Genomic DNA, 23,904 nt, shown 5'->3' on the forward strand with positions numbered 1-23,904 from the left:
CGGTAGCCTTTATTACCTCCCATAGCTCCGCTTTTTCCGATCCGTAAAGCTCTACTGTCCATAGAGCCTTTCTTTTATGTCCTTTGCCTTTTTCATTCCCCATATTTCAGCCTCGCATTATCTCTAATCCCGCGTACCAAATAATTTTGTTGATCAGCAATTTACCTCCATAAGATTTTGTACCTTTGTAATAATAAATAGATTACCAACACATTAGATGATCCCATTATAAATGTAAAAACGATGACAAAATGGCTGAAAATATACAGAAATCGACTATCGATAACCTTCAAAATGTTTCAAAAATCCTGACTAAATTTGTTTCACGAATCAAAAACGCTGATTCAAGCGTAGAAATGAAAAAGCATTCAAATGTTTCTGAAATTGCGAAACTTGCACGACCTAAAAATCTCCTTCAAAACCTTTGCTGACAAAAAGCAGATGTCAATAATTTTAATACTCAAAATTTCAATACATTGACGCCATTGAATTATTATCTGAGTTTGAACCAGAATAATTTATTCATGCCACAAATTTTCTATTGTACAAATAACAAATTCAACTTTCGCAAGTAAAATAACTTGGTGACTTAAAGAAAAAAAGCAGCATATTTTTTTTTGGTAAAATCAATGACAATTACATTCAGAACTGTCTGAAATTAAATCTTGGACAATATGGCATAAGAACAGGCATCAACCTGTTTTTATTTTGACCTTTCTGCCGGATTTTCCGATTTTCAAACGCATAATTTGCATATCAAGTTCTCCCGCTAACTTCATTTCATAGATTTGCGTCGCAACTCCCCAGATAATCAGACGGATTTTTATATTCGGAAACACCGAAAACATAAAGAGAGAAAAAAGAAAAAAAATCCGTTCCTCACACGATTCAGATAAATCATTTATAAACCATAAAATTTATTTTATGAGTAAAAAAATTATTGAACCAAAAGACTCAGACGAATACCTGAGCGATTTTATGACCGAACTCCCGACTAATTGCCTGTTCGATAAAGGCAAAACAGGCTGTGGTGGAACCACCATTGCCATACTAAACGAGATAGACACAATTATTGCTATGCCCTATGTCAATACGATAAAAAACAAAACAGAGCAGCACCCCGATTTATTGGGCATATATCAGGGAGTTACAGATCAAGAAATTTTAGATTACATGCAAAACCACCCGAAGAAAAAAATCGCAGTAACTTATGACAAATTGGAACACCTGATCTATCTACTTGAACAAAACGGGTACGAACCATACAGCCGGTTTTATTTGTTGGTCGATGAGTGGCATATTTTATTCAACAGTTATGCCTTTAGGAATGAAGCCGTGAAAAAAGTATTGTTTCATAGTCGCAAATTCGAAAAAGTAACTTATATGACTGCTACACCCATCGAAGATGAATTTATTCTGAACGAACTCAAAGATCTGCCTATTGTTGAAGTGTCATGGCCCAATACGGTAAAAGTAAATATCAAACCGGTTATTACTGCCAGACCAATAAATGAGGTTTGCAGACTGATAACCGATGCACTTACAGGCAAAATGTTCGGTAACCTGCATTTCTTTGTGAACAGCGTTGATTTTATTGCCGAAGCAATTTCAAAATCAAATTTAAAACCCGATCAGGTCCGTGTTATCTGTTCCAACAACACTTCACCCGGTAGAGGCCGCAAAAGCAATCAAAATAAGTTAGGGATCGAATATCAGATTGCTACGACAACAGACCCTGTAAAACAAATCAATTTTTATACTTCCACATGCTTTGAGGGTTGCGATATCTACGATGAAAACGGAAGAACTTACATTGTCAGCGATAAAAACAAATCACATACGCTACTGGATATTTCAACATTAATCATTCAAATATGCGGACGCATTCGCGATTCACACTATAAAACAGAAATAACCCATATTTTTTCAGAAACCCGATACAACAATTTTACTTCTTACGAAGAGTTCAAAGCATTCTCACAAAAAGAAATCGAAACAACAAAAAAGTGGATCGATGAAGTGAATAACATGAGCGAAGAAAGTCGTAAAAAAAACATATCAATTATTGAAAAAGGCAACAAAGCAGGATTGAACGAACAATATATTTATAAAAAAGAAGATAAACTGTTTTTTGATGAAAACTTGGTTAAGTTAGACATTGTAAACTTCAAAATTACACACAGCCTTTATGCTTCAAGAATAACACTTAAAAATGAGTATGGCAAATATGGATTTAATGTTTTATCCGAAGATGTTATGGTTTACACAGACAAACTCATGACAAACAAGAAAGCAAAAATTTCATTCAAAGACTTATTCGACGAATATGTCAGACTCAAAAAAGATATTCCCATGTTTCATTTTGGAAACATAGATGAACGAATCTCGCTGATTGAAAAAGAAAAACCTTTGGTAAAAATTGCCTACGACACGTTAGGAGCCGACAAAGTCGAAGGATTAAAATACAATGTTACAAATATAAAAAGAACGATACTTAAATATCAAGGAAATAAATCAAATGATGCTAAAATTATTGAATGTCTGAATGATATTGGCATTAAGGAAGGCAGCACAATGCGTGTAAGTGAATGTAAAAAAAAGCTGCAAAAAATATATTCAGACCTTGCCCTTTACGAGGAATACAATAAAATAAAAGCAGCCAAAGCCACAGATCTGTCACAATGGTTTGAAATAAAACGCCATACAATTAAAGAAAAAGGTAAATCAACTGATTGCATCACTATAATAAAAAGCAAAATGACATATTAAGATAAATTAAGGTAAAAAAAGAGTAAATCAGGCACAAAAATATTTCCAATTTTGATTTCTATAATAAAAAAATTAAGTACATTTGCAAAGAAATATACAAAGCGTTGTATTTCAAATACTTTTATCAATTAATATAAAAGCGTTTTAGATATTGCCCAGACTGTCAAAATCTACCAAATTTTACAAAAGTATCGGGGTAATAGCAACAAACGCTCCACGTCAATACGGCGTGGGGCTGTTGCTTTATACGATACTTTGGGCTTTGGTAGAGCCTGACAGTCGGTAAAGTCTAACAGTTCCCACGCTTTTTTATTTTTAAATTTTAATGCCGAACTTGGGGAACGGGGAGGAGGGAGGTTTTATTATGGGATTTACTAAATTTAATAACAGTATTTTGAAAAGTGTTTGCATTGTGTTGGTTGTATCAAGCGTAATGTTTGAGTCTTGCAATGAATCCAAGAGCAATTCGAGAAATAGCGAAGAAGCAATTCCCGAGAGACCAATTAAAACAGAAGAACAGATAGCCGCAGAAAATTTACAATATGAGAAAGACGAAGCTGAAGTAAAAAGTAAAATAGAAAATAAACTAAGTAAATTAAACTACAAAGCTATTTCGTCTCCACATATAAGACTTTTCCAAGGTGGTGCAGAAACCAATACACCAGTAAAAAAAGTAACGAACAACTTTGAATATGATGCTGAATCCAATACTATGACAAATTCAGAAGAATTAGGAGATAAGGTGTTTTCTATGGAAATTTTGTTTAAAAAATATTCAGAATACGAAATTACGAGTGTGCGTTTAATTGATGAAGCTAATATGTTATATTGGGATTTAGAATAATTTTAAATAGAGACTATGATTACGAAAAACATTATACCATTTAAAGATGACGAAATACTAACTTTTTACAATTTGGTTTATTACGTTGAGAAAGAGATTAAGCAGCAAAAACCAAGGGGATTCAATGTTCAAGATAGAAAATTCAAAAAATTCTGCTCTACTCACAACATTGTTATTACTAAAATGAACTCTGCAACAATCGAACAAGAAAAACAAAACCTAAGTGTCAATCACATTTATTTTACAAACAATAAGAACAACCACATTGCAAGTATTTTAGTACATCTTAGAAATGCTATTTGCCATATACAGATTGAAGACAAAAATAAATATATCGAATTCTATGACATATACAACAAGAGACTCGGAATGATAGCTTCACTTGAAAAAAAGCTATTTACAGACTTTATAAATTCGATGAAAGATACTCGAAAAATAAATTATTTATGACGCAAAAAAATATCGATTCGTTCTATTATTCATATTCTTGCTAAACATTTCATCCATAAATGCAACTCCAAAAATATATAAATTAAAAGCCACTTATAGCAAGATGACTGAATGTTATCATCTGAAGAATGGATTTGTGTTCAGATATACTCCAAAAGAGATTCCGTTCAATGAAGATTCTTTTATTTTGGATTTGAACCGAAAAGTCTTCAAGTGGACAGACAATAAAGGTTCATCTGAGAACAAAATGTACGAAGTTCAAGACATATCTTCGGGATGTACTTTCATAACAAAACACCATTACGGAAGGTTGATTAAAACATCTGATAACATCGCAATTCTTGGAATCATTATTTCTGCAAATGATGATTGGTATTATTTTGAATACAAATGTATAATATATTAAATCATGAATTTATGAAAAAAATATTCAATCACTATGTAGTTTTTCAAAAGCTAAAACCAAAGCTAATATTAGGCGCTTTGGTGCTTATGTTCGTATTAAGCGGCTGTTCTGATTTGATTGAAGGCGGGCTATATGTAGGGTATGGCATAACGACCATTCTTTTTACTATTCTCAAATGGCTGCTGATTATTGGAGGAATTGTCTTTGTCATTGCATTTATTGTAGGCCTTTTTAATAAAAAATAAATTCGGTTTATTCTTAAAAATTGATGAAAAAAATTGCACGCCCGTTTTCCGTATTATTCATTTTTAGGTAAAACTATAGATCACTTTCGCACATCAAGAGGACAGGGAGTGCAGAAAATTTCTTATAAAAAACAAAAAGTTCTGTATAATAAAATAATAAAAACATTAGTAAAACATTGTGCAGCAGTGCAATTTATTAGTTATTAAACGAAAAGCGTTTTAGATTTTGACCGCCGGTAAAGTCTAACAGTTCCGACGCTTTTTTATTGTCTAATACCGAACTTGGGGGACGGAGAGGGAAAATAAAATTTTATTAAAATGAATTGGTATATTAAAGTTTTACAGAACTACGCAAATTTTAAAGGACGTGCGCGTAGAAGAGAGTATTGGATGTTTGCATTAATGAATTTTGTTTTTACCCTTTGTGCTATTTTTGTTGATAATGTATCAGGTTTAACATTCGAAGACCTGAATTATGGAATTTTTTCTGTCCTTTATTCACTATTTGTTTTCATTCCATCATTATCAGTAAGCGTAAGAAGACTACATGATGTTGGCAAAAGTGGCTGGATGATTCTTGTCAGCTTAATTCCATTAGTTGGTGCAATATGGTTAATTATATTATTTTGCACCGACAGTGAGCCAAATACAAATATTTATGGATTAAATCCCAAAGAATAGATATTAGATATGTTTAAAAATTACTATCAAATTCTCGACTTATCTCCAGATGCAACTAAAGAAGAAGTAAGAAAAGCATACAAATTGTTTGCATCAAAATTCCATCCTGACAAAAATGGGAATGATTCTTTTTTCAATGCTCGTTTTTTAGAGGTTCAAGAAGCTTACGAAGTTTTATCTGATGATGACAAAAGGAAAGAATATGATGAGCAATATTTTCAGGAAAGAGATAATGAGGAAAATAAAAATGATTTTTACAATGAGCCGTCAGTTAAACTTGTTGTAAATAAAAATGCTGTAAAATTTGGTGAAACAGTTGAATTTGCATGGGAAACTGAAAATATTTCAGAATTGATTATTGTTGGACATGGAGCCTACCCTGCAAATGGTTCTGCAATATTTACTCCAACGGAAAGTACTAATTACGTTTTTCTTTTTTCAAATCATAAAAATACCATAAAGAAAGAAATTACAATTAATGTTATAAAAAGCACTACACCGATATATTTACTATTGTTTTTTATACCATTACTAATTTTTATATTATGGATATATAATAATAATAATAATAATAATAGTCATCAGGATTTTATTGATAAATATATAGCAGATTCAATAGCCGAGATTAATCAATACAGGGAGAACGCTATTCTGGATTCTATAAGGGCTGCTGAATGTCTGGATTCTATAAGGGCTGCTGAATATTATGCTGATTCCGAAGATAATTCTTCAATTCAGTCAAGTTCAGATATTGCACAAATAATTAATACTTTTATCACGAATAATGATGATGGAGCTGTTCCTTGGAGTATTTATAATAGTAACGATAAAATACGACGTTATGACAGTAATTTAATTGACGGAGATATACTTCCATTTAAAATTAGATTTACTTCTATATTGACGATTGATGGAAAACCCATTTTTAAAAACGAAATTGGAGATGACGGGGAATGGGGTATTAGTTTACATGGAGCAAGAGTAGGAGCTTTTGTTTTACAAATCGAGACATTCCTTATATACAAAGATCCAAACGAGATTCTTCAATATTTAAATCAAAAGTTGTATTTACAGGAACTCTCTTCCCAAAATAATGATAATAATTCGGATTTTTCAGGTATATATAAAGTCAAAGGATCATATTTAAACTGCTGTTATTCAATGGGAGCAACAGGCTGTGGTTCTATTGTTATTTATGTATCAAAAGATTTAGATGATATAAAAAATTTGCATTTATAACTCGAACTCAGCTTACTAAACTTTCATAATTAAATGAAATCTCAAAAAGATAAATAATGAAATTCAAAAAAATTCTATCGTTCATATTGTTGCTATCACTATGTACAATATTAGCGCAAGCAAGTAATATTTCCTCAAAAAGAGTAACAACAATAACCGTCCAAAGTGCAGAATACACATATCATTACACACTAAAATACGATTCTCAAAATAGAATCACAACAGCCATTCCCGATAATTCCGAAATATTTGGGACAACCCATTTTGAGTACGATACAAATACGTTCCGTATCAGCAAAGGCGACCAGTTTGTTTCTTGTTCATTAAACGAGCAAGGTTACATTAAGGTTGCAGAGGATGGCGGTTTTCCTGTTACATTTTTCGGTAATATGTTTTATAACGAAAAAGGACAATTATCTTCCATCGAAAACGAGAACGGAAAGATGTTGTTTACGTGGAAAAATGACGACATGGTGCAAATGAATTATGAAGGCCAACAGATTGATGTTACCTACACAACGCTCGAAAACAAAAATAAATTTGGATTATTCTTAAAAATCGACGATATAAATTGCACGCTTGTTTATCCATATTACGCACGGTTAGGCAAAGCTACCAAACATCTACCTGCAAGTATTGGACAAGGAGAACAGAAAATTTCTTATCAATATAAAACAGACAATGAAGGATTTGTAATAGAAATAGCAATGATCTATCCAAATAACGGCAAAACCGTCTTTTACAGATTTGCCTATGATTAGAAGGAGAAGATATTGTGACGAAATTCAAGTTTAGAAGTGTCTTAACTCTCTATTTTCAGAGTAGGGAAAATTTTCAAAAATGGTCTATATAACGAGGATTTATTTGAATTTTTTCCCCATTCACCGAATAACGAGGTGAAACAGCAATTTAAATGAATTGGTAATAAGGTGTTCGTCAATCGCTTGCTTTGTTCGCAAAAACATAGCCGCAAGGGTATAACAAGCAGCTTAAAAAAATCTCCACACCTCGCTTCGCTTCAGGTAGTATTTTTTTCGCTGCCCTTGCCGGCTAACGCATGCACACTTGCCCATTGCGCTCCGTCTCACTCCGCTTCGCTACGTTTGGTGCTCATGGTCGCGTGCATGCTTGTTTTGCTACACACGCTCGCTCAATCCTCACCCGTGGCTACTCCTGCCCCCTAAAACCCCAAATAGGTCAAATCATTTTCTATCAGGGGGCAGCCGCCACTCATTGTTTCTGCTCGCCTGCTGGTCGCTCGGGCTAATCGGGCTGTCACAGTTTTTGCCTCTTTTTCGTCGCTTGTGCCCACCCTTTCTATCGTTTGTGCCGTGTGTTCCTCATTCGCTTCGCCTCATTCTTCGGTTATGCTCATTCGTTTCACACAGCACCCATTTTTTATTCCCGAGCAAGAGCCTTCTTTCGCTCTTTCGTTACGTTCCGTTTCGTTCATTTTGCCGTTGAGCAATCCTTTGCCATCTTTGTTGCACGTAATTCCATCTCATCGCATTTCCACAATATCATCATCAATTCCTCCTCAAACGGCAATTCTCTACACTCCACTTCACGTAATCGCTCATTCAGGCACTTGCCTTTCCCTGCACAAGCTCCGTTTGCAAAAAACTGCGCCAGCCCTGCCGCACGCGGCAGCATTCCGCTGCCCTCACTTCGTTGCGGGCTTCCTGCTGCCTGCGCCCTCGCTCCACTCGCTTACGGCTCGCGCCTCTCCCTTCGGCTTCGCTAAAAAAAGCACTCCACTTCGTTCCGCTGCTTTTTCACTCGCCTTCGGTCGGCTCAAGGCTGCATTACCAATTCTCCTTATAATAGTTATAAATGAAAACACCGCAAAAATAATGTGGCTTTTCCTGTTTTGTAAAGGTCAAGCCTTACGGTTTTTGCAAAAATCTCCACACTTTCAGGTAGTATTTTCGCAAAAAACCTTGACAAAACAACAAGCCACCATTGTGCTATACGCTAAGTTTTGCATTTATTCCTCACCCCTTCCATTTAAAAGCATAAAATTGAAAAACACCCATGTATCGTCTATCGTTATGTAAACCGCTTATTTCAAGAATGGGGAAAAAAATTGAAAATGGTCTATATATAGGCATAATATTTTAAAATTCTCCTCTCACATATTTTATCCTACTAATTTCAACGCGGATCATACCTGTTTAAAAAAATATTTTTATATAGCAGACAATCAACCTATTTCCACTGTTCCTCTCCTATTAAAGAGAAAAAAATCATTTTTTAGGAGAAATATCACCTGAATAACGAAATAAGTTTTCTGAAAAAATATATTAGTAGTTCACAGTAACTTACTAAAATATAAATTCAATAATCATTTGCATTTTCAATCTTTTTCTGTAACTTTACGAATAAGAACAAAGAGGAGAGCAACCCTTTAATGTTCCAATTATAAACAACTTAATTATTAACAAAATCTCGATTTATCCAACAAAGGTAAACCAATAAGCAAACCGAAAATAACGGTTCAAAAAAACAGTCGAAACAAATATCTATAAAGTGCAGTAGCTCAGTTGGTAGCATTAAAAAACGCAGTTTTTTGATGCCTTGAGAGCAATTGACTCTTAATCAATGGGTCGAGGGTTCGAGCCCCTCCGGGGTCACAAGCGTTGCCTTAGGCGGCGCTTTTTTTGTATCAAAAGTTTGGAAAACAAAAAAAGAAAAAAGACCACCTCGCTCGAGATGGCCTCTTTTGTCTTCGGTTAATCGGGTACAGGTATTAAGGTAAAAAAGATTGTTTTAGGTTATCGCTGCAAAGATAAACGGCTCACCGCAAAAAAACAAATAAAAAAACATATTATAAAACATACTTTTAGAATATATTTTGTCTTTTATCTCAATACGTTTTGTCTTGATTGGACTTAATGTTCTGTAATTAAAGAGTTTATAGTCGTTTAGTAAAAGCCGGTACTTTCCGGTTCCGATGAATTCCCGAATTAAATTTTATCAAAAAAGCATTACAAACTTCGAGAGCTTTCTCAAACCGTTTCTGATCGAGAAATGCTATCGTTCACCAACTGCTTTTCCCCACCACGAAATGCCATTCTCAACCAAAAATATCCGACTATCATCGACAGAAATGAAGCAATCAGTACCGAAAGTTTCGATGTATCTTGTATTGCCTTATCGTCAAAGGCTAATGTAGAAACAAAAATGGACATTGTAAATCCTATCCCGGCCAAAATACTCACACCCATGAATTGTAGCCATCTCGATGAGCTCATGGTGGGTAATATCCGACTTTTTGTCAATCCGAATATAGCGAGAGAAATTCCAAGTGGTTTCCCTACAAATAGACCAAGAAAGACCCCCAGAGATAGGGTAGAGGTCAAACCGGCTAATGCGGACGTGGTAATAAAGATACTTGTATTGGCTAAAGCAAAAAGAGGCAAAATCACAAAGTTAACCGGCAGATGCAGTTTCCTTTCGTAAACTCGAATGGTGTCGATGGGCAGTAGCATGGCAATCACAACGCCCGCAAATGTCGAATGTATTCCCGAGCGGTACATACAATACCATGTGACGATTGAGAGTATTAATATAAGCCTCTTCCCAAGTTTTGATTTGTAGTAGCGTATAAGAAAGAAAATAGCGAGCACGGAAACAATAACTCCCGTCAACCAAATAAGATTGAGGTTGGACGCATAAAAAAAAGCTATGATTAAGATTGCACAAAGATCGTCGATAATGGCGAGCGCGGTTAGGAAAATCTTCAGAGAATGTGGCACCGATTTACCCAGTAAACTGAGTATTCCTAACGAAAAAGCAATGTCGGTGGCTGTCGGGATTGCCCACCCTGCCTGATACGGAGATTGGGCATTCACGATTAAAAAAATGAGTGCCGGAAACAAAACACCGCTCATTGCTGCAACAACCGGGAGAAGCATTCGCCTTGGCGAAGATAGTTCGCCTGCTACCACTTCTCGTTTTATCTCCATTCCTACCTGAAAAAAGAAGATGGCCATCAATGCATCGTTGATGAAATGGAGTAGCGTGTGTGGTAGATGAAGCTCGTGAGCTAAGGGAATTTCGAATTCCCATAGCGAATTGTAAAATTCCCCCACACCCGATATGTTGGTGAGAATGAGAGATAAAAGCGTGCAAAAAAGTAAGATAATCCCGACAGAGTAGCTTTCGTGAAAAAATTTTTTAAACGAAAACTTCTTTTTGTTCGTTTGATGATGAATGGTTTGGGTCGTCATCAGCCTTCTTTTTTTATTAAGATTCAGCTTTAAGCAAGAAATTGAAATCGTCTTCGCCCGAAAGTTCTATCGGATCTTCTTTATATTTAAATATTCTCGCAGGCCGATTTCCGACAAGCGACAAATCGTCATCCTCCAGCCAAAGCATCGTACCTTCGCGCAACCCAACGACATAAATATCAGGGTTTACCGTTATAAATTCGTTGATACGCACTTCGCGAGTTTCTCCGGCGTAATTGGTCGGATGTTCGTCCAGGTAGTGGGGGTTGATCTGAAACGGGACGAGATTGAGCGTTTTAAACTTTTTGGGTTCTACTATGGGCATATCATTCGTTGTCCTGAGCGTCGGGCAAGCTACATTCGATCCGGCACTCCAGCCGATGTAGGGAATTCCGTGTCGCACTTTTCGACGAATTACTTTCATCAACTTTTTGTCCTGAAGTGTTTTCACAAGTTGCCATGTGTTCCCTCCTCCCACCACAATGGCGTCGGCATTTTCTATAGCTTCTGCGGTGTTGTTGAACTTGTGAATGGATGTTACGTGATGACCGATTTCTTCAAATTTGTCATTTACTTTTTTCTCGTATTCGTCGTATGAAAAGGTGACGGCTGCATAGGGGATAAAAATGGCATTCTTGGGCTTATCTCCCAGAAAATTTTTGATATGTGGTTTTGCATGTTCCAGATATCCTTCACCCGGATTCGTTGAATTGCTTATCAGTAAAATTCTCATGATCGCTTCATTCTTTTGAAATGAGTGCAAAAATAATCAAATTTCCTCAAAAATACTTACTTTTGTCGATTTAATTGCTTTTATGACTTCTCAATAAAATCAATATGATGGAGAAAGAGATTAAGCTGAAAGAGATTCGGGCGAAATTGCGCAAGTCGATGGACGGCGTCGTTTCGACCAGTATGCGTGAAAAGGGATTGAAATATCGGTTGAACTTTGGGGTGAATTTGCCGACTCTGAGGCAGATAGCAAACAATTACGATTGCGATCCAATATTATCGGAAATGCTTTGGAAGGAAGATGTTCGCGAATTGAAGATATTGGCTACATTGCTGTATCCAATCGACGATTTTTCGGAAGAAAATGCCCGGAAATGGTGCCGTGAAATTCCTAATCAGGAAATCAGACAACAGGTGTGCATGAATTTATTTCAAAATCTTCCTTACGCTCATGATTTGGTGAATCATTGGGTTTCGTCGGATAACGAAAGCATACGCACAACAGCCTATTGGCTTTTTGCCCGATTAATGATTATTCATTCGGTGCAAATTCCGGACATTGATTGCACCACCTTGGTTCGAAATGCTGTCAATGATCTCTCTTCTTCTGATTTTTTTTTGCGTCAAAGTGCTGTAAATGCGCTTAAATATGCCGGAAGGTTGTCGAGTGAACTGTCGAGAGAGATTCTGGAAAAAGTAAAAATTATGGCCGATTCGGGAATTCCTGCACTGCAAGAGGTGTATAGCTTATTGAAATTTGAGTTCGACAACAACTAATTTTTAAAATTTCGATTGACAAAAAAAATAATCACAAGCAAATTAAGTATCAAAAATCCTCCCATAATTGCGACGTATATTCCTTTCCAGTGAGGTAACGTGAAGTAGAGGAATAGTGTGGCTATAGCTATTATACCAAGTAGTATCCAAAGAATTAAAAGAATAATTTTTCGTCCTTTCATCGTTTTATGCTTGTTTTGATAGGAAAGTATTGTTGGTTGAGTAATTTTTTTATTTTGTCCTGAGGTCTCTGCTACTGCTCTCGCCTTGTTGTTTTTGCAACCAAGCAAGAATATCTTCCCAAACTTCGGGTGATATGGTTTGTTCAATTTTTGCATATTCATCCACATATCCCGTTGTGCATTCCTGAAACAGATGATTGAGTTTCGGATACGATTTTGTTTCGAAACTTTTGTTGTTGCCATTCGTCAATGCGTTTCGGATAGCGTTTAAGTTTTTTTCGGCAAGTACCTGTGTGTCCATTTCACCATTTATGGCAAAAACAGGGCATTTTGTTTTTTCCCAATATTCGGCAGGATCGATAGAAAGGAAACTTCGGTAACCCGGCATTACAAGAGCATTATAGTTGTTGCGGACGAAGACATCTTTTTTCATTTTCATCTTCACAAGAATTGGGAGCTGTTCCCACAATACCCCGAGTTGATTTCTTAGGGTCGTGCGTTCGTTCTCCGTTCCGTGCCATTCCATTATTCCCTGCAAAATTTCACGGTTGAGCTCCAATAATTTGTCGATGGTCTCGGGTTCTATCTTCTGAGCCTGCATGCTCACCCTGTTTTGGTCCTGAACGATTTCCAATCCCTTAACGCCGGGTCCTGCCATCGACACAACCGAGCGAATATTCGGATTTTGAGAAGCAAGCATAGCCGCTATCACTCCTCCTTCACTGTGTCCTATAACGTGGATATTTGCGGGGTCGATATCTTTTCTCGATTTTGCAAAATCGACCACCGCGGCGGCATCATTTGCAAAATCTCTTATCGTTGCTTTGTTGTACTCGCCGGTGGATTTTCCAACTCCTCGTTTGTCGTATCTAATTACGGCAAAACCGTTTCGGGTGAGAAAATCGGATAATACCAAGAATGGCTTGTGTCCGAAGATAGTTTCGTCGCGATCGTTCGGACCGCTTCCCGAAATGAGAATGATGGCAGGGTGGTGTCTGTCGCCATAGGGTTTCGATAATGTTCCACTAAGCGTTATATTGTCTTTTTTCAGAGCTATTATCACCTCCTCGTTCGTGTAAGGATAAGGTTCGACTGGTGTTTGCGGACGATTGAATTGTACTTTTTCAGCTTTTTTCAAAATCAACGGGAATGAAATTCCGCCCTGATTGAAACTTCCGACAATGGAATCGCCCGCCAAAATGCCTTGATAGTAAATTCCCAATCCCGTGGCAACGATTTCGAGTTTATTATCTGCAAAGGTAGTTCTCGTTGTGGGTAATCCGAAAGCCCCCTGATCGGGACTATCCATTGTGGATGTGTAACTCGAATCTTGTTGCGTGATATTGAACACAACTTGTAGTTTTGTGTTGGATACGTTCAAAACGCCGCTCCAAGAGCCAATAATATTTTGGGCAAATAGTATGTTTGCGAAAAATATTGCGATTGTCAACGTGAAAAACTTTCTCATAGAATTGCGAATAGATTAATTTTTTTTTCTGTAAGTTTTCTTTCCGGATCATTTGCGACGCCGCTTAGTTTACTACAAATTCTACATTGCAAAAGTGCGAAAAAACTTTGTATTGAAGTGCATCCGACTTTTGTATTTTTTACCCTTTCCCGATACGTTCGTTTTTTTTGACTTCTATTCTTGTGCTTTCAGATTCGTGAATTGGCTATCTGTTTGATTTTCAAATGTTTTGAGTTGCATCCATTTTCGGGAATTGTTTTCAAAACCTTTGCAAGTGTTTTTTGCATGTTTGCGTCGTATTTGCGTCGTATTTGCGTCGTACTTGGTTCGAATCAACTCCGTTCGAAGGAGCATTCGCGAAACTACGATTCGAAACCGATCGAATGGTCATCGAACTTGTATCGAACACTGAACAAACTTCGTAGTATGGCTTTTTGTTTATTTTCCTTTTGACGATTTAGTTATGAAGCCTGTTTTTCTCGGATAGTGAAACAGTTTTTTGCCGCACAAAGCGTTTCACTCAGCTCAACACACATATTTTGTGGATAGATTCGCCCCAATTATTCATGATGATAAGGTTCTCCACTCAAAATCGTCATTGCCCGATAAAGTTGTTCGGTGAAGATGAGTCTGACCATTTCATGCGTAAAAGTCATTTTCGAGAGCGATAGTTTTTCGTCGGCTCGAACATAGACTTCGTCCGAAAATCCGTAAGGACCACCTATCACAAAAACTATACGCTTAGCGATTGTTTGTATTTTTTTCCCGATAAATTGAGCAAAATCTCGTGAGGTTAATTCCTTGCCTTTCTCATCGAGAAGTATCACGTAATCTCCCGGTTGTATCGATTTCAGTATTTTGTTTCCCTCCAAAACTTTCTGCTCGTTCTCCGACAAATTTTTCACATTTTTGACGTCTTCGATTATTTCCTTTTCGAAGGGTATATAGTGCACAATCCTTTTTTCATACTTGTCAAGAAGTTGTGATAAAGTTTTGTCGTCCATTTTCCCCATTTGTTTATTTCACTCTAAAAATGTACCGGTATTTCAATCCAAAAGTATACCATTTTAAAATAAATTCCAAGTTAGTTTCCTACTTTTTGGAGGTACCTCCAAAAAGTAGGAAACGGGCGCTCTTATTTTCACTACTGTTTTCATTTTCCGCCCATCATTTCTCTGGTTTGTTTCATTCTGTACGATTCCCCGTTCATATCTATCAGATAAGCCTTGTGGGTTAATCTGTCAACAAGGGCGGCCGTCAGTACGGGATCACCGAAGATTTCTTCCCAGCGGTCGAAGCCCAGATTTGTGGTAATGATGGTCGATTTTCTGCCCGTCCTCAAAGAGAGGTGATTAAAGAGCAGCTCCGCTCCCTGTTTATCGAAGGAAACATAACCGAATTCATCGCAAATGACCAGGTCATATTTTTCAAATTGTGCTTCTACCTGTCTTAAGGTTCGCCCGGCGTGTGATTCACGCAGTTGGGTCAATAATCGGTGAACGGTGGTGAAGAGTACTTTATATCCCTGTATGCAGGCTTTCAGTCCCAGTCCTATTGCGATATGGGTTTTACCCGTACCGGGATTGCCGGCAAGGATTACGTTTTGGGCGGAGGCTATAAAATCCAATCTCTCCAGTATCGGCAGTTTCTCTTGGGCGGCCGGCGGTAACTGGCTGCGCTCCAGGTCGGAAAGATACATCTTGGAAGGGAATTGGGCATTTCTTATCTGTGCCTTTTTCCGATTTTCCAGCCGTAATTCATATTCCCGCTCCATAAGCTTTACCAGATAGTCTTCATAGTTAAGTCTCTCCCTGGCCGCTTCTATGGCCAGTTCTTTGTAGTCTCGCCGGAAAGCAGGCAAGCGAAGCTCCTTACTGTATGTGGTGATTTGTTGGTTGATGGTGTCCATTGTAATTGGTTTGATGCATTAACCGTGTGATGTCGGCAAGTTGTTCTTTGGCTTTCATACTGATTTTATCTTCTGATTCCCTGCTCGGGGTTACCGTAGGGGTGTTCCCCACGAGGGCTCGAAGCTTCTCAACACTTACTCCATCGGGTGAGGTGCCCAGCAATCGCCTGAGGGATTCCTCCAGCTTTTCTTCACTTACCTTCTGTTCTCGACAGTAAGAAAGCAGTTCGATAAATTCGCGGGGTTCATCCCGGAAGAAGTTCCGATACAACGCTCCAAGATAATGGTTGTCGGCAAGAGCCTGACTCCCGGCCAGTGCTCCCGGCTTTTTCTTAAAGGTTGCCAGGTAATGTTCGATATCGATATTCCAGCTATGCTTCTCGTAACTTCTCACATGAGTAGCTACCCGTCGGTTTTCAAAATAGATCTGCAACTCTCGGCTATGCACGCTGACTTCTACAAATTCTCCCACCAGATGATCCGGCACCGAGTAGCGGTTGGTTCGATAGGAGATGGTAGCATATTTATCTACCCGCGATTGCACCTGTTCACTGCAGATCATCCCTGCTGCGGGATGCTTGACCAAGAGGGCTTTTTCTTCCGAAAACAGCTCCTCGGCACTCTTCCCCGTTCCTTGCTGTCGGATACCGTTCAACCTCTTTAAAGTTGTTTCAAGCCACTGCTGCGCTTCAGGGATATCGGCAAAGGAATCTCTATTGGAAAAGGCTTTGCGTCGGACATATTCTACGCTGCGCTCTACATGCCCTTTTTCATTCCCTCGATACAGGTTGCAAAACCGATGGCTGAACTGATAATGTCCCCGTAAACGTAGCAATGCTTCGGTGGGCTCTTTTTCGTGACGTCCCACAAACCGGGCTACCGCTACGCGCATGTTGTCATAAACCATCTCCCGGTAAACGCCTCCGATGGTTTGAAAAAACCGCACATGGGATTCCAGGAAAGCAAGTGTATCTTGCCGTTCGTAGATAAAAGCATACCGGTAATTGCTGAAGGCGGGGGTAAAAACGGCAAGTTGTAACGATCTCCGTTTTCCCGATATCTCGAGTTTGATTTCTCCCCAGTCAAACTCGCATATTTCTCCCGGCCGATATACTTGGCGGATATAGGCTTCCTCCCTGTTTTGACGGTTTTCCTTTTGACTAATATAATTACACACTGTGGTGTAACCTATTTCATAGCCCTGACCTTGAAGTGCTTCGAGTATGTCTTTCTTTTTGAGCAGCTGCTTTCCCTGCCCTTGCTGCTTCTTTTGTTCGTTCTTTTCAAGCAACTCCTCTATAGCAGACTCTACCTCACGGGTTAGTTTTATTTTTGTGCGTGGTTGTGCCTTCTTATAGATTGGTGCTCTCGATAAATTGATTGTCCGACCTGCTGCTTCACTCACGGCCGTTTGCAGTGCCTCTTCATGTTCTCTGAGATACTTTCTTACCGTCTTGCGACTTATTTGTAGTTCTCGCGATATTTGTCTCTGACTTTTTCCCTCACGATAACTCCTGATGATTATTTCCTGTTTTGTATACATGCTTATCATTTTTTATGAACGGATGCTATCCGTTCTTGTTGCTGACCGGTATACTTTTCCATTGAAATGTGGGGTACTTTTTGAGTAATATATACACCCATTACTGTCAGACAAATTTTCATTTCGCGTCTTGCTGCTGTTTTCTCATACAAAATTATGCTGAAAAAGACAAATGTAATAGTTTATTTTATAATTTTGCAAATTATTCCAATATTAAAAATTTAACAATCTCGTTGTTTTATTGTTTATACTGAAAGGCTTAGGTGGAAATAACATTTGATATGGAGGTTAACGAACTAACAGACAAACTTATAGAATTGGCTTTTGCTGAAGATATTGGTGACGGCGATCATACTACACTATGCAGTATTCCTGATTCGGCTATCGGGAAAGCAAGGTTGCTGATCAAAGAAGAAGGTGTACTTGCCGGAGTTGAAATAGCCGAAACCGTTTTTCATAAATTTGATCCACAACTGCACTTGGAAATTTTTATTCGAGACGGGGCTGTCGTACAACCCGGCGATGTGGCTTTTACGGTTGAAGGTAAGACCCGTTCACTGTTGCAAACAGAGCGATTGGTGCTCAACCTCATGCAGCGTATGAGTGGTATTGCTACTACTACTCGCAAGTATGTGAATTTGTTGGAAGGCACTAAAACGCAAGTGTTGGATACGCGCAAAACTACTCCCGGAATGAGAATGCTCGAAAAGCAGGCTGTAAAGATAGGCGGAGGAGAGAATCACCGTATTGGCCTTTTCGATATGATTTTATTGAAAGACAATCATATAGATTTTGCAGGGGGGATTGAAAATGCTGTATCGCGAGCGCAAGCCTATTTAAAAGAAAAAAACAAAAAACTAAAAATAGAAGTTGAGGTTCGCAATTTAGATGAACTTCGTCGGGTGCTGGCCGTAGGAGGAGTCGATCGCATTATGCTCGATAATTTTTCGATCGAAAATACGCGTGAAGCAGTGAAGATTGTTGATGGGCGTGTCGAGATCGAATCCTCGGGAGGTATCACCGAAAAAACCATTCGCAGCTATGCCGAGTGTGGCGTTGATTATATCTCGGTGGGTGCGCTCACTCATTCGGTCAAAAGCCTCGATATGAGCCTGAAAGCCTTGTAAAAATTATGGAAGAAAGCATACAAAAACAGCTCAATTTAGATAAGCGGTATATGCGCATGGCGCTTATATGGGCCGAAAATTCTTATTGCAAACGACGCCAGGTAGGAGCTATTCTGGTGAAAGATAAGATGATTATTTCTGATGGATACAATGGGACTCCATCGGGGTTCGAGAATGTGTGTGAGGACGAAAATAATATGACAAAACCTTACGTGCTTCACGCTGAGGCCAATGCAATAACAAAAGTGGCTCGCTCCAATAATAGTAGCGAAGGTGCTACGCTGTATGTAACTTCGTCTCCGTGTATCGAATGCGCGAAACTCATCATTCAGGCCGGAATAAAACGTGTTGTTTATGCCGATTCTTATCGTTTGAGCGATGGACTGGATTTGTTGAAAAGAGCTAATATTGAAACTGTTTCGATCGTGATCGATAAGTAAAAGAATATAAATACATGGATCCTGAAAAGAAAACAAAAACATGGGTGCCTCTGTGGATTGCTTTGAGCATCGCTGCGGGTATATTTATTGGCAATCGTTTTGCAGCTTTCGATAGTGCGAGTAATGTAAAAGGTGTAGGAAAACTTGAAGCAATTCTCGATTATATACGTCAATCGTATGTCGATACAGTTGACATCAATCAACTTATCGAAGAGGCTCTCCCCAATATCGTTCAAGAACTCGATCCGCATTCGGCCTATATTTCGGCGGCCGATATGAAAAAAGTAAATGAAGATTTGGAAGGACATTTTTCGGGTATCGGGGTTAGTTTTTATGTTCTCAAAGATACGATAACGGTTACCAGCCTTGTGGCAGGTGGCCCGTCGGAAGCCGCGGGAATTCTCCCGGGAGATCGTATTGTCAAGGTAAACGATTCGGTGGTGGCCGGCAAAAAAATCACCAACGATCAAGTCCTTAAAATGTTGCGTGGCAGCAAAGGGTCCAAAGTAACGCTGGGCATTGTTCGTCCTCCCAAGCGTACTTATACCGAAGTTACGGTGACGCGTGATGATATTCCCATGAACAGTATTCCGGCTGCTTTTATGTTGACCGACGATATCGGATATATAAAAGTAGGAACATTTGCATTTAATACATTCAGTGAGTTTATTTCGGCTATCTCTAAGCTCAAAAGTGAGGGCGCCGCTTCATTTGTTATCGATCTGAGGGGAAATGTGGGTGGTTCGCTCGAAACGGTGGTGGCGATGGTAAACGAGTTTCTCGATAGAGGCGATTTGATTGTTTATGCTGAAGGACGGAGTTTTCCACGAACCGATCATTATGCAAATGGATCGGGGACATGTAAGAACGATCAAATTGTTGTACTTATCGACGAGATGAGTGCATCGGCCAGCGAAATATTTGCAGGGGCCATTCAGGATCACGATCGCGGACTTGTTATCGGACGCCGTTCGTTTGGTAAAGGACTTGTTCAAAGCCAACGGGATTTCTATGACGGATCCGCCATTCGTTTGACCGTTGCCCGTTATTATACTCCCTCGGGACGCTCCATTCAGCGCCGGTACGAGAAAGGTAAATACGATGAGTATGAAATGGATGCTATCAATCGTTATTTGCAAGGCGATTATGTGAATGTTGATACTGCTTCAAACTCCAATCTGATTCCGTTCAAAACGGAGTCGGGACGGGTTGTTTATGGTGGAGACGGCATTATGCCCGACATTTTTATTCCTCGCGATACCACGGGAATAAATCCATATTTCAACATGCTTGTCAATAACGATTTGGTGCAGGAATATGCTATGTTGTACAGCGACGAAAACAGATCTAAACTGAGCGGGTTTGACAGTTGGTTCGAACTTTATCGGTATCTGCAAAAACAGCCGCTGTTAGAAAATCTGGTTAGTTATGCCGATTACAAAGGCATACGTCGCAGGCCCTATTATATCGAGGAGTCGAGGCAATTGCTCGAATCGCAGTTGTATGCTTATGTCATCAGAAACTTTTGGGGCGAAGAAGGATTTTATTCCGTTTTGGTGGAAAAGGATAATGTCGTGAAAAAGGCTATCGAATTGATAACTTCCGGAAAAGCTTTGCCTGATGCTGTAGCTAATGGTCTTTACGAACTTTCTCACTAATTTGCAGACAAGTGTGGTTCATGTCATTTTTTTGATTCTGGCTCATCGGTATATTGGGCTAAAAAGCAATGTCGTATGAAAATTGGTGGCTCGAAACATGTATTGCGAAAGGAAATTGTGGAAGCGAAAAAACAATTCTCCGCCGAACAATTACGCGATTTTTCCAATGAAGTGATTCAGACACTCGAATTGACATCCTTATTTCAACAGGCACAAAACGTTCTTTCATATTACAGTTTGGGCGACGAGGTGGATACGCATAAGCTTATGAGTGATTATGCTCATTCCAAACGATTCGTTTTACCTGTGGTGAGAGGCGAAGACCTTTTGCTAAAAGAATTTCGATTGGGGCAAAAAATGAAGAAAGGTGCTTTAGGTATTTCTGAACCTGAGGGAGGTGATGAATTTGTCGATTTCGACTCAATCGATTTAATTATTGTTCCGGGCGTCGCTTTCGATAGAAAGCTCAATCGACTTGGAAGAGGAAAGGGGTATTACGATAGACTGTTATCTCAGTTGAAGTCTCCCAAAATCGGTATATGTTTTGATTTTCAGTTGTTGGAGAGTATCCCTGTTGAGGATTGGGATATCAAAATGGATATGATTGTTGCTCAAAACGAGATTGTTATCGGATAATTTATTTTTTAATATCGAGCTGAATATCACACAATTGGCGATAATAACCATTTTTTTTGTATAAATCGTCATGTGTGCCTTCTTCAACAATTTCACCGTTGCTGACTACAAAAATCCTATCTGCGTTTTTTACCGTTGATAAGCGGTGAGCTATGGTAATGGTCGTACGATTTTTGACAAGTCTGTCGAGTGCTTCCTGAACCAATTTTTCCGATGCTGTGTCTAATGCCGATGTTGCTTCATCCAAAATTAAGATTTCGGGATCTTTCAATACGGCTCGTGCAATGCTAATGCGTTGTCGCTGTCCGCCCGACAATTTACTACCCCTGTCACCAATATTGGTTTGATAACCATGCTCGGTAGCCATAATAAAATCGTGCGCGTTGGCAATCCTGGCGGCTGCTTCAACCTGTGCAAGAGTAGCATTTTGGGTACCGAAAGCGATATTGTTGAAAAAAGTGTCGTTAAAGAGTATGGCTTCCTGATTGACATATCCCATATGTGATCGCAGATCGTAAAGCGTGACATCCTCGATATTGATATCGTCGATAAAAATTCCCCCGCGCTGCACGCTATAGAATCTCAATAGCAAATCGACCAAGGTCGATTTTCCCGATCCCGATTCTCCGACAAGAGCAATTGTCTTTCCTTTGGGAATGGACAAATCAATATTTTTTAGCACCCAATTATCTTGTTCGTATGCAAACCACACCTGTCGATAACTGATTTCACGTGTGAATCGTATTTTTTTAGGGGCAGCGTTATTGTTCCTTTCGCTTTCGGCACCCAAAATTTTATCGATACGTTGCATCGACGCCAAACCGCGTTGCACGGCATAGGCTGATTTCGAAAACTCTTTTGCCGGATTGATGATGCTGTAAAAGATAGTGAGATAATAAATAAAGGTAGGGGCATCGACCAATCCTGAGCCTTTCAAAATGAGCGAACCTCCAAACCATAGTACGACAGCAATCGTAAGCGTTCCCAGAAATTCGCTCATCGGATGTGCAAGATATTGACGTCTGGCTATTCTGTTCGACATGCGTCGAAACTCGTTGCTGCCTTTGTGAAATCGGTTCGAAATGGCTTTTTCGGCATTAAACGCCTTTATAACGCGTAAGCCGCCCAGCGTTTCCTCTACCTGCGACATTAATTCTCCCCACTTATTTTGAGCTTCGTAAGAAGTCCTTTTCAGTGTTTTCCCCACCGTTCCCATTACATACCCCATAACGGGTAATAGAATCAATACAAAAATGGTAAGTTGCCAGCTCAAAGCAATCATTGTCGCCAAATAGATGATGATGAGGACGGGATTTTTAAACAACATATCGAGCGAGCTCATCACCGAATTTTCTACCTCATTGACGTCTCCCGAAATACGGGCAAGAATATCGCCTTTTCTCTCTTCCGAAAAAAAGCCGATCGGAAGTGTCAGAATTTTATCGTTGATTCTGTTTCTGATGTCTCTTACCACTCCTGTTCGTATGGGAACAGTAAAATATGATCCTAAATATGCGGTTCCTGTCTTCAAAAAAGTCATTATCACCAGCACAATTGACAAAATCATCAATGTGTTGCTACTTCCATATGTCTCAATCAATTGTGAAAGATACCAGTATCCGTTGTTCATCGTTATATCGATGAGCGACGATTCTTTCGCATTCCAAGGAATAAATTCGTACGTCCGAGTGTTTATTTTAAACAAAACCTGGAGTATGGGAATGATCGTCATTAAAGAAAACACATTCAATAATGCCGTCAAAATATTGAATAGAAATGACAGTATGACTTCCTTTTTATAGGGGGGGAGAAATCGATTTAATATTTTAATAATACCTTTCATATATCCTGTTAAAAAATCGGCCGCAAGGTAAGCAAAAAATATGATTCCTGATCAATTTCGTTACAGGAAAACAATCAAATCCTCTTTATTCCGAAAAAATCTTTCAAAAAATATACCTGCTAAATAGTCAGACAATCAATCAACTAATGCATAGTCGATTTTTTCTCCACAAAAAAAATGAAAAAAGATTGGTAGAATATTTGGACCGAAAGGAAATAGTATCTATCTTTGCACCCGCTTTTGAGGACGAACGGATTAATCCGGAGTTCGAAAGGAGAGAAAAGAAGATCTTTGAAAACATTCCATACACGTTTTTTTTAAGACAAAGCAGTATACAAGGCTTGTATCGGAAGATACAAGAGAGATTGGTACCCGTTCAATTAGAAACGAAGGAACGACGGAATATAAAGGAAAAGAAGTCGTGACAAGAAGGAGCCGAATTTAAGTGGATTGACTCGTAAAGGGGTAAGGTTTTTTTTAAGAGTGAACAGAAGCCGAAAGATGGCAAGTTCAAGGGAACAAAAAAAACAATATACAACGAAGAGTTTGATCCTGGCTCAGGATGAACGCTAGCGACAGGCCTAACACATGCAAGTCGAGGGGCAGCACGGTGTAGCAATACACGGGTGGCGACCGGCGCACGGGTGAGTAACGCGTATGCAACCTGCCTACTACAAGGGGATAACCCGTTGAAAGACGGACTAATACCCTATAACACAGGGG

General features: G+C 38.8%; 22 protein-coding genes and 1 rRNA gene. 15 read left to right on the forward strand and 8 right to left on the reverse strand.

What is annotated here, in order from left to right:
* Positions 1 to 251 precede the first annotated feature (251 nt).
* The 9 genes from EJN84_RS10125 (at position 252) to EJN84_RS10165 (ending at position 7,818) form a co-directional block, all read left to right on the forward strand.
* On the forward strand, positions 252 to 431 hold the full coding sequence (locus EJN84_RS10125) for a hypothetical protein (protein WP_129595315.1): 180 nt from the start codon (positions 252 to 254) through the stop codon (positions 429 to 431).
* A gap of 493 nt (positions 432 to 924) precedes the next feature.
* Complete coding sequence (locus EJN84_RS10130) at positions 925 to 2,769, forward strand: hypothetical protein (protein ID WP_129595316.1); 1,845 nt, start codon at positions 925 to 927, stop codon at positions 2,767 to 2,769.
* Positions 2,770 to 3,133: 364 nt separating this feature from the next.
* Complete coding sequence (locus EJN84_RS10135; RefSeq protein ID WP_129595317.1) at positions 3,134 to 3,613, forward strand: hypothetical protein; 480 nt, start codon at positions 3,134 to 3,136, stop codon at positions 3,611 to 3,613.
* Between the two features lie 15 nt (positions 3,614 to 3,628).
* Positions 3,629 to 4,063 carry a hypothetical protein gene (locus EJN84_RS10140; protein ID WP_129595318.1) on the forward strand — a complete coding sequence of 145 codons (435 nt, stop codon included), beginning with the start codon at positions 3,629 to 3,631 and terminating at the stop codon, positions 4,061 to 4,063.
* A gap of 417 nt (positions 4,064 to 4,480) precedes the next feature.
* Positions 4,481 to 4,714, forward strand: a complete 234-nt coding sequence (locus EJN84_RS10145; protein ID WP_129595319.1) for a hypothetical protein — start codon at positions 4,481 to 4,483, stop codon at positions 4,712 to 4,714.
* A gap of 318 nt (positions 4,715 to 5,032) precedes the next feature.
* Positions 5,033 to 5,395, forward strand: coding sequence for a DUF805 domain-containing protein (locus tag EJN84_RS10150; protein WP_129595320.1), 363 nt, complete (start codon positions 5,033 to 5,035; stop codon positions 5,393 to 5,395).
* Between the two features lie 9 nt (positions 5,396 to 5,404).
* Positions 5,405 to 6,634, forward strand: a complete 1,230-nt coding sequence (locus EJN84_RS10155) for a J domain-containing protein (RefSeq protein WP_129595321.1) — start codon at positions 5,405 to 5,407, stop codon at positions 6,632 to 6,634.
* 56 nt (positions 6,635 to 6,690) lie between these two features.
* Positions 6,691 to 7,395 carry a DUF4595 domain-containing protein gene (locus EJN84_RS10160; protein ID WP_129595322.1) on the forward strand — a complete coding sequence of 235 codons (705 nt, stop codon included), beginning with the start codon at positions 6,691 to 6,693 and terminating at the stop codon, positions 7,393 to 7,395.
* A 168-nt stretch (positions 7,396 to 7,563) separates the two neighbouring features.
* Positions 7,564 to 7,818: a hypothetical protein gene (locus EJN84_RS10165; protein WP_129595323.1), complete on the forward strand. Its 255-nt coding sequence runs from the start codon at positions 7,564 to 7,566 to the stop codon at positions 7,816 to 7,818.
* A 265-nt stretch (positions 7,819 to 8,083) separates the two neighbouring features.
* Here the strand turns inward: EJN84_RS10165 and EJN84_RS12265 are convergent, their stop codons facing one another.
* From EJN84_RS12265 to pepE, 3 genes are all read right to left on the reverse strand, one after another.
* Entirely contained in the window at positions 8,084 to 8,287 is a 204-nt protein-coding gene (locus tag EJN84_RS12265; protein WP_129756384.1) for a hypothetical protein, read from the reverse strand.
* A gap of 1,355 nt (positions 8,288 to 9,642) precedes the next feature.
* On the reverse strand, positions 9,643 to 10,866 hold the full coding sequence (gene nhaA, locus EJN84_RS10175; protein WP_129595325.1) for a Na+/H+ antiporter NhaA: 1,224 nt from the start codon (positions 10,864 to 10,866) through the stop codon (positions 9,643 to 9,645).
* A 16-nt stretch (positions 10,867 to 10,882) separates the two neighbouring features.
* Positions 10,883 to 11,599, reverse strand: coding sequence for a dipeptidase PepE (pepE, locus tag EJN84_RS10180; protein ID WP_129595326.1), 717 nt, complete (start codon positions 11,597 to 11,599; stop codon positions 10,883 to 10,885).
* A 104-nt stretch (positions 11,600 to 11,703) separates the two neighbouring features.
* On the opposite strand from pepE, the gene EJN84_RS10185 reads away from it, so the two are divergent.
* The gene (locus EJN84_RS10185) at positions 11,704 to 12,375 is read left to right on the forward strand and encodes a DNA alkylation repair protein (protein ID WP_129595327.1); all 672 of its coding nucleotides are present in this window, start codon (positions 11,704 to 11,706) and stop codon (positions 12,373 to 12,375) included.
* Between the two features lie 231 nt (positions 12,376 to 12,606).
* Here the strand turns inward: EJN84_RS10185 and EJN84_RS10190 are convergent, their stop codons facing one another.
* The 4 genes from EJN84_RS10190 to istA form a co-directional block, all read right to left on the reverse strand.
* Positions 12,607 to 13,908: an alpha/beta hydrolase family protein gene (locus tag EJN84_RS10190; protein WP_165004251.1), complete on the reverse strand. Its 1,302-nt coding sequence runs from the start codon at positions 13,906 to 13,908 to the stop codon at positions 12,607 to 12,609.
* Between the two features lie 677 nt (positions 13,909 to 14,585).
* A complete protein-coding gene (rlmH, locus tag EJN84_RS10195) occupies positions 14,586 to 15,038 on the reverse strand; it encodes a 23S rRNA (pseudouridine(1915)-N(3))-methyltransferase RlmH (protein ID WP_129595329.1) in 453 nt (150 codons plus the stop codon).
* A 140-nt stretch (positions 15,039 to 15,178) separates the two neighbouring features.
* Positions 15,179 to 15,934: an IS21-like element helper ATPase IstB gene (gene istB / locus EJN84_RS10200; RefSeq protein WP_129595330.1), complete on the reverse strand. Its 756-nt coding sequence runs from the start codon at positions 15,932 to 15,934 to the stop codon at positions 15,179 to 15,181.
* Entirely contained in the window at positions 15,897 to 17,477 is a 1,581-nt protein-coding gene (istA, locus tag EJN84_RS10205) for an IS21 family transposase (protein WP_165004254.1), read from the reverse strand. The genes istB and istA overlap by 38 nt, the downstream gene beginning before the upstream one ends.
* Positions 17,478 to 17,758: 281 nt before the next feature.
* Between istA and nadC the strand changes: the two genes are divergently transcribed.
* The 4 genes from nadC to EJN84_RS10225 all read left to right on the forward strand — a co-directional run bounded on the left by nadC (position 17,759) and on the right by EJN84_RS10225 (position 21,338).
* A complete protein-coding gene (nadC, locus tag EJN84_RS10210; protein WP_129595332.1) occupies positions 17,759 to 18,604 on the forward strand; it encodes a carboxylating nicotinate-nucleotide diphosphorylase in 846 nt (281 codons plus the stop codon).
* 5 nt (positions 18,605 to 18,609) lie between these two features.
* On the forward strand, positions 18,610 to 19,044 hold the full coding sequence (locus tag EJN84_RS10215) for a dCMP deaminase family protein (RefSeq protein ID WP_101488094.1): 435 nt from the start codon (positions 18,610 to 18,612) through the stop codon (positions 19,042 to 19,044).
* 14 nt (positions 19,045 to 19,058) lie between these two features.
* Positions 19,059 to 20,702 (forward strand): S41 family peptidase, encoded by a 1,644-nt coding sequence (locus tag EJN84_RS10220; protein ID WP_129595333.1) that lies wholly within the window; start codon positions 19,059 to 19,061, stop codon positions 20,700 to 20,702.
* 75 nt (positions 20,703 to 20,777) lie between these two features.
* Positions 20,778 to 21,338 (forward strand): 5-formyltetrahydrofolate cyclo-ligase, encoded by a 561-nt coding sequence (locus EJN84_RS10225; RefSeq protein ID WP_129595334.1) that lies wholly within the window; start codon positions 20,778 to 20,780, stop codon positions 21,336 to 21,338.
* 1 nt (position 21,339) lies between these two features.
* Here the strand turns inward: EJN84_RS10225 and EJN84_RS10230 are convergent, their stop codons facing one another.
* Positions 21,340 to 23,181 carry an ABC transporter ATP-binding protein gene (locus tag EJN84_RS10230; RefSeq protein WP_129595335.1) on the reverse strand — a complete coding sequence of 614 codons (1,842 nt, stop codon included), beginning with the start codon at positions 23,179 to 23,181 and terminating at the stop codon, positions 21,340 to 21,342.
* Positions 23,182 to 23,715: 534 nt separating this feature from the next.
* On the opposite strand from EJN84_RS10230, the gene EJN84_RS10235 reads away from it, so the two are divergent.
* Positions 23,716 to 23,904: ribosomal RNA gene (locus tag EJN84_RS10235) — 16S ribosomal RNA — on the forward strand; the annotation flags it as partial.

It is taken from the genome of Seramator thermalis (assembly GCF_004138125.1).
Classification (GTDB): Bacteria; Bacteroidota; Bacteroidia; order Bacteroidales; family Dysgonomonadaceae; genus Seramator; species Seramator thermalis.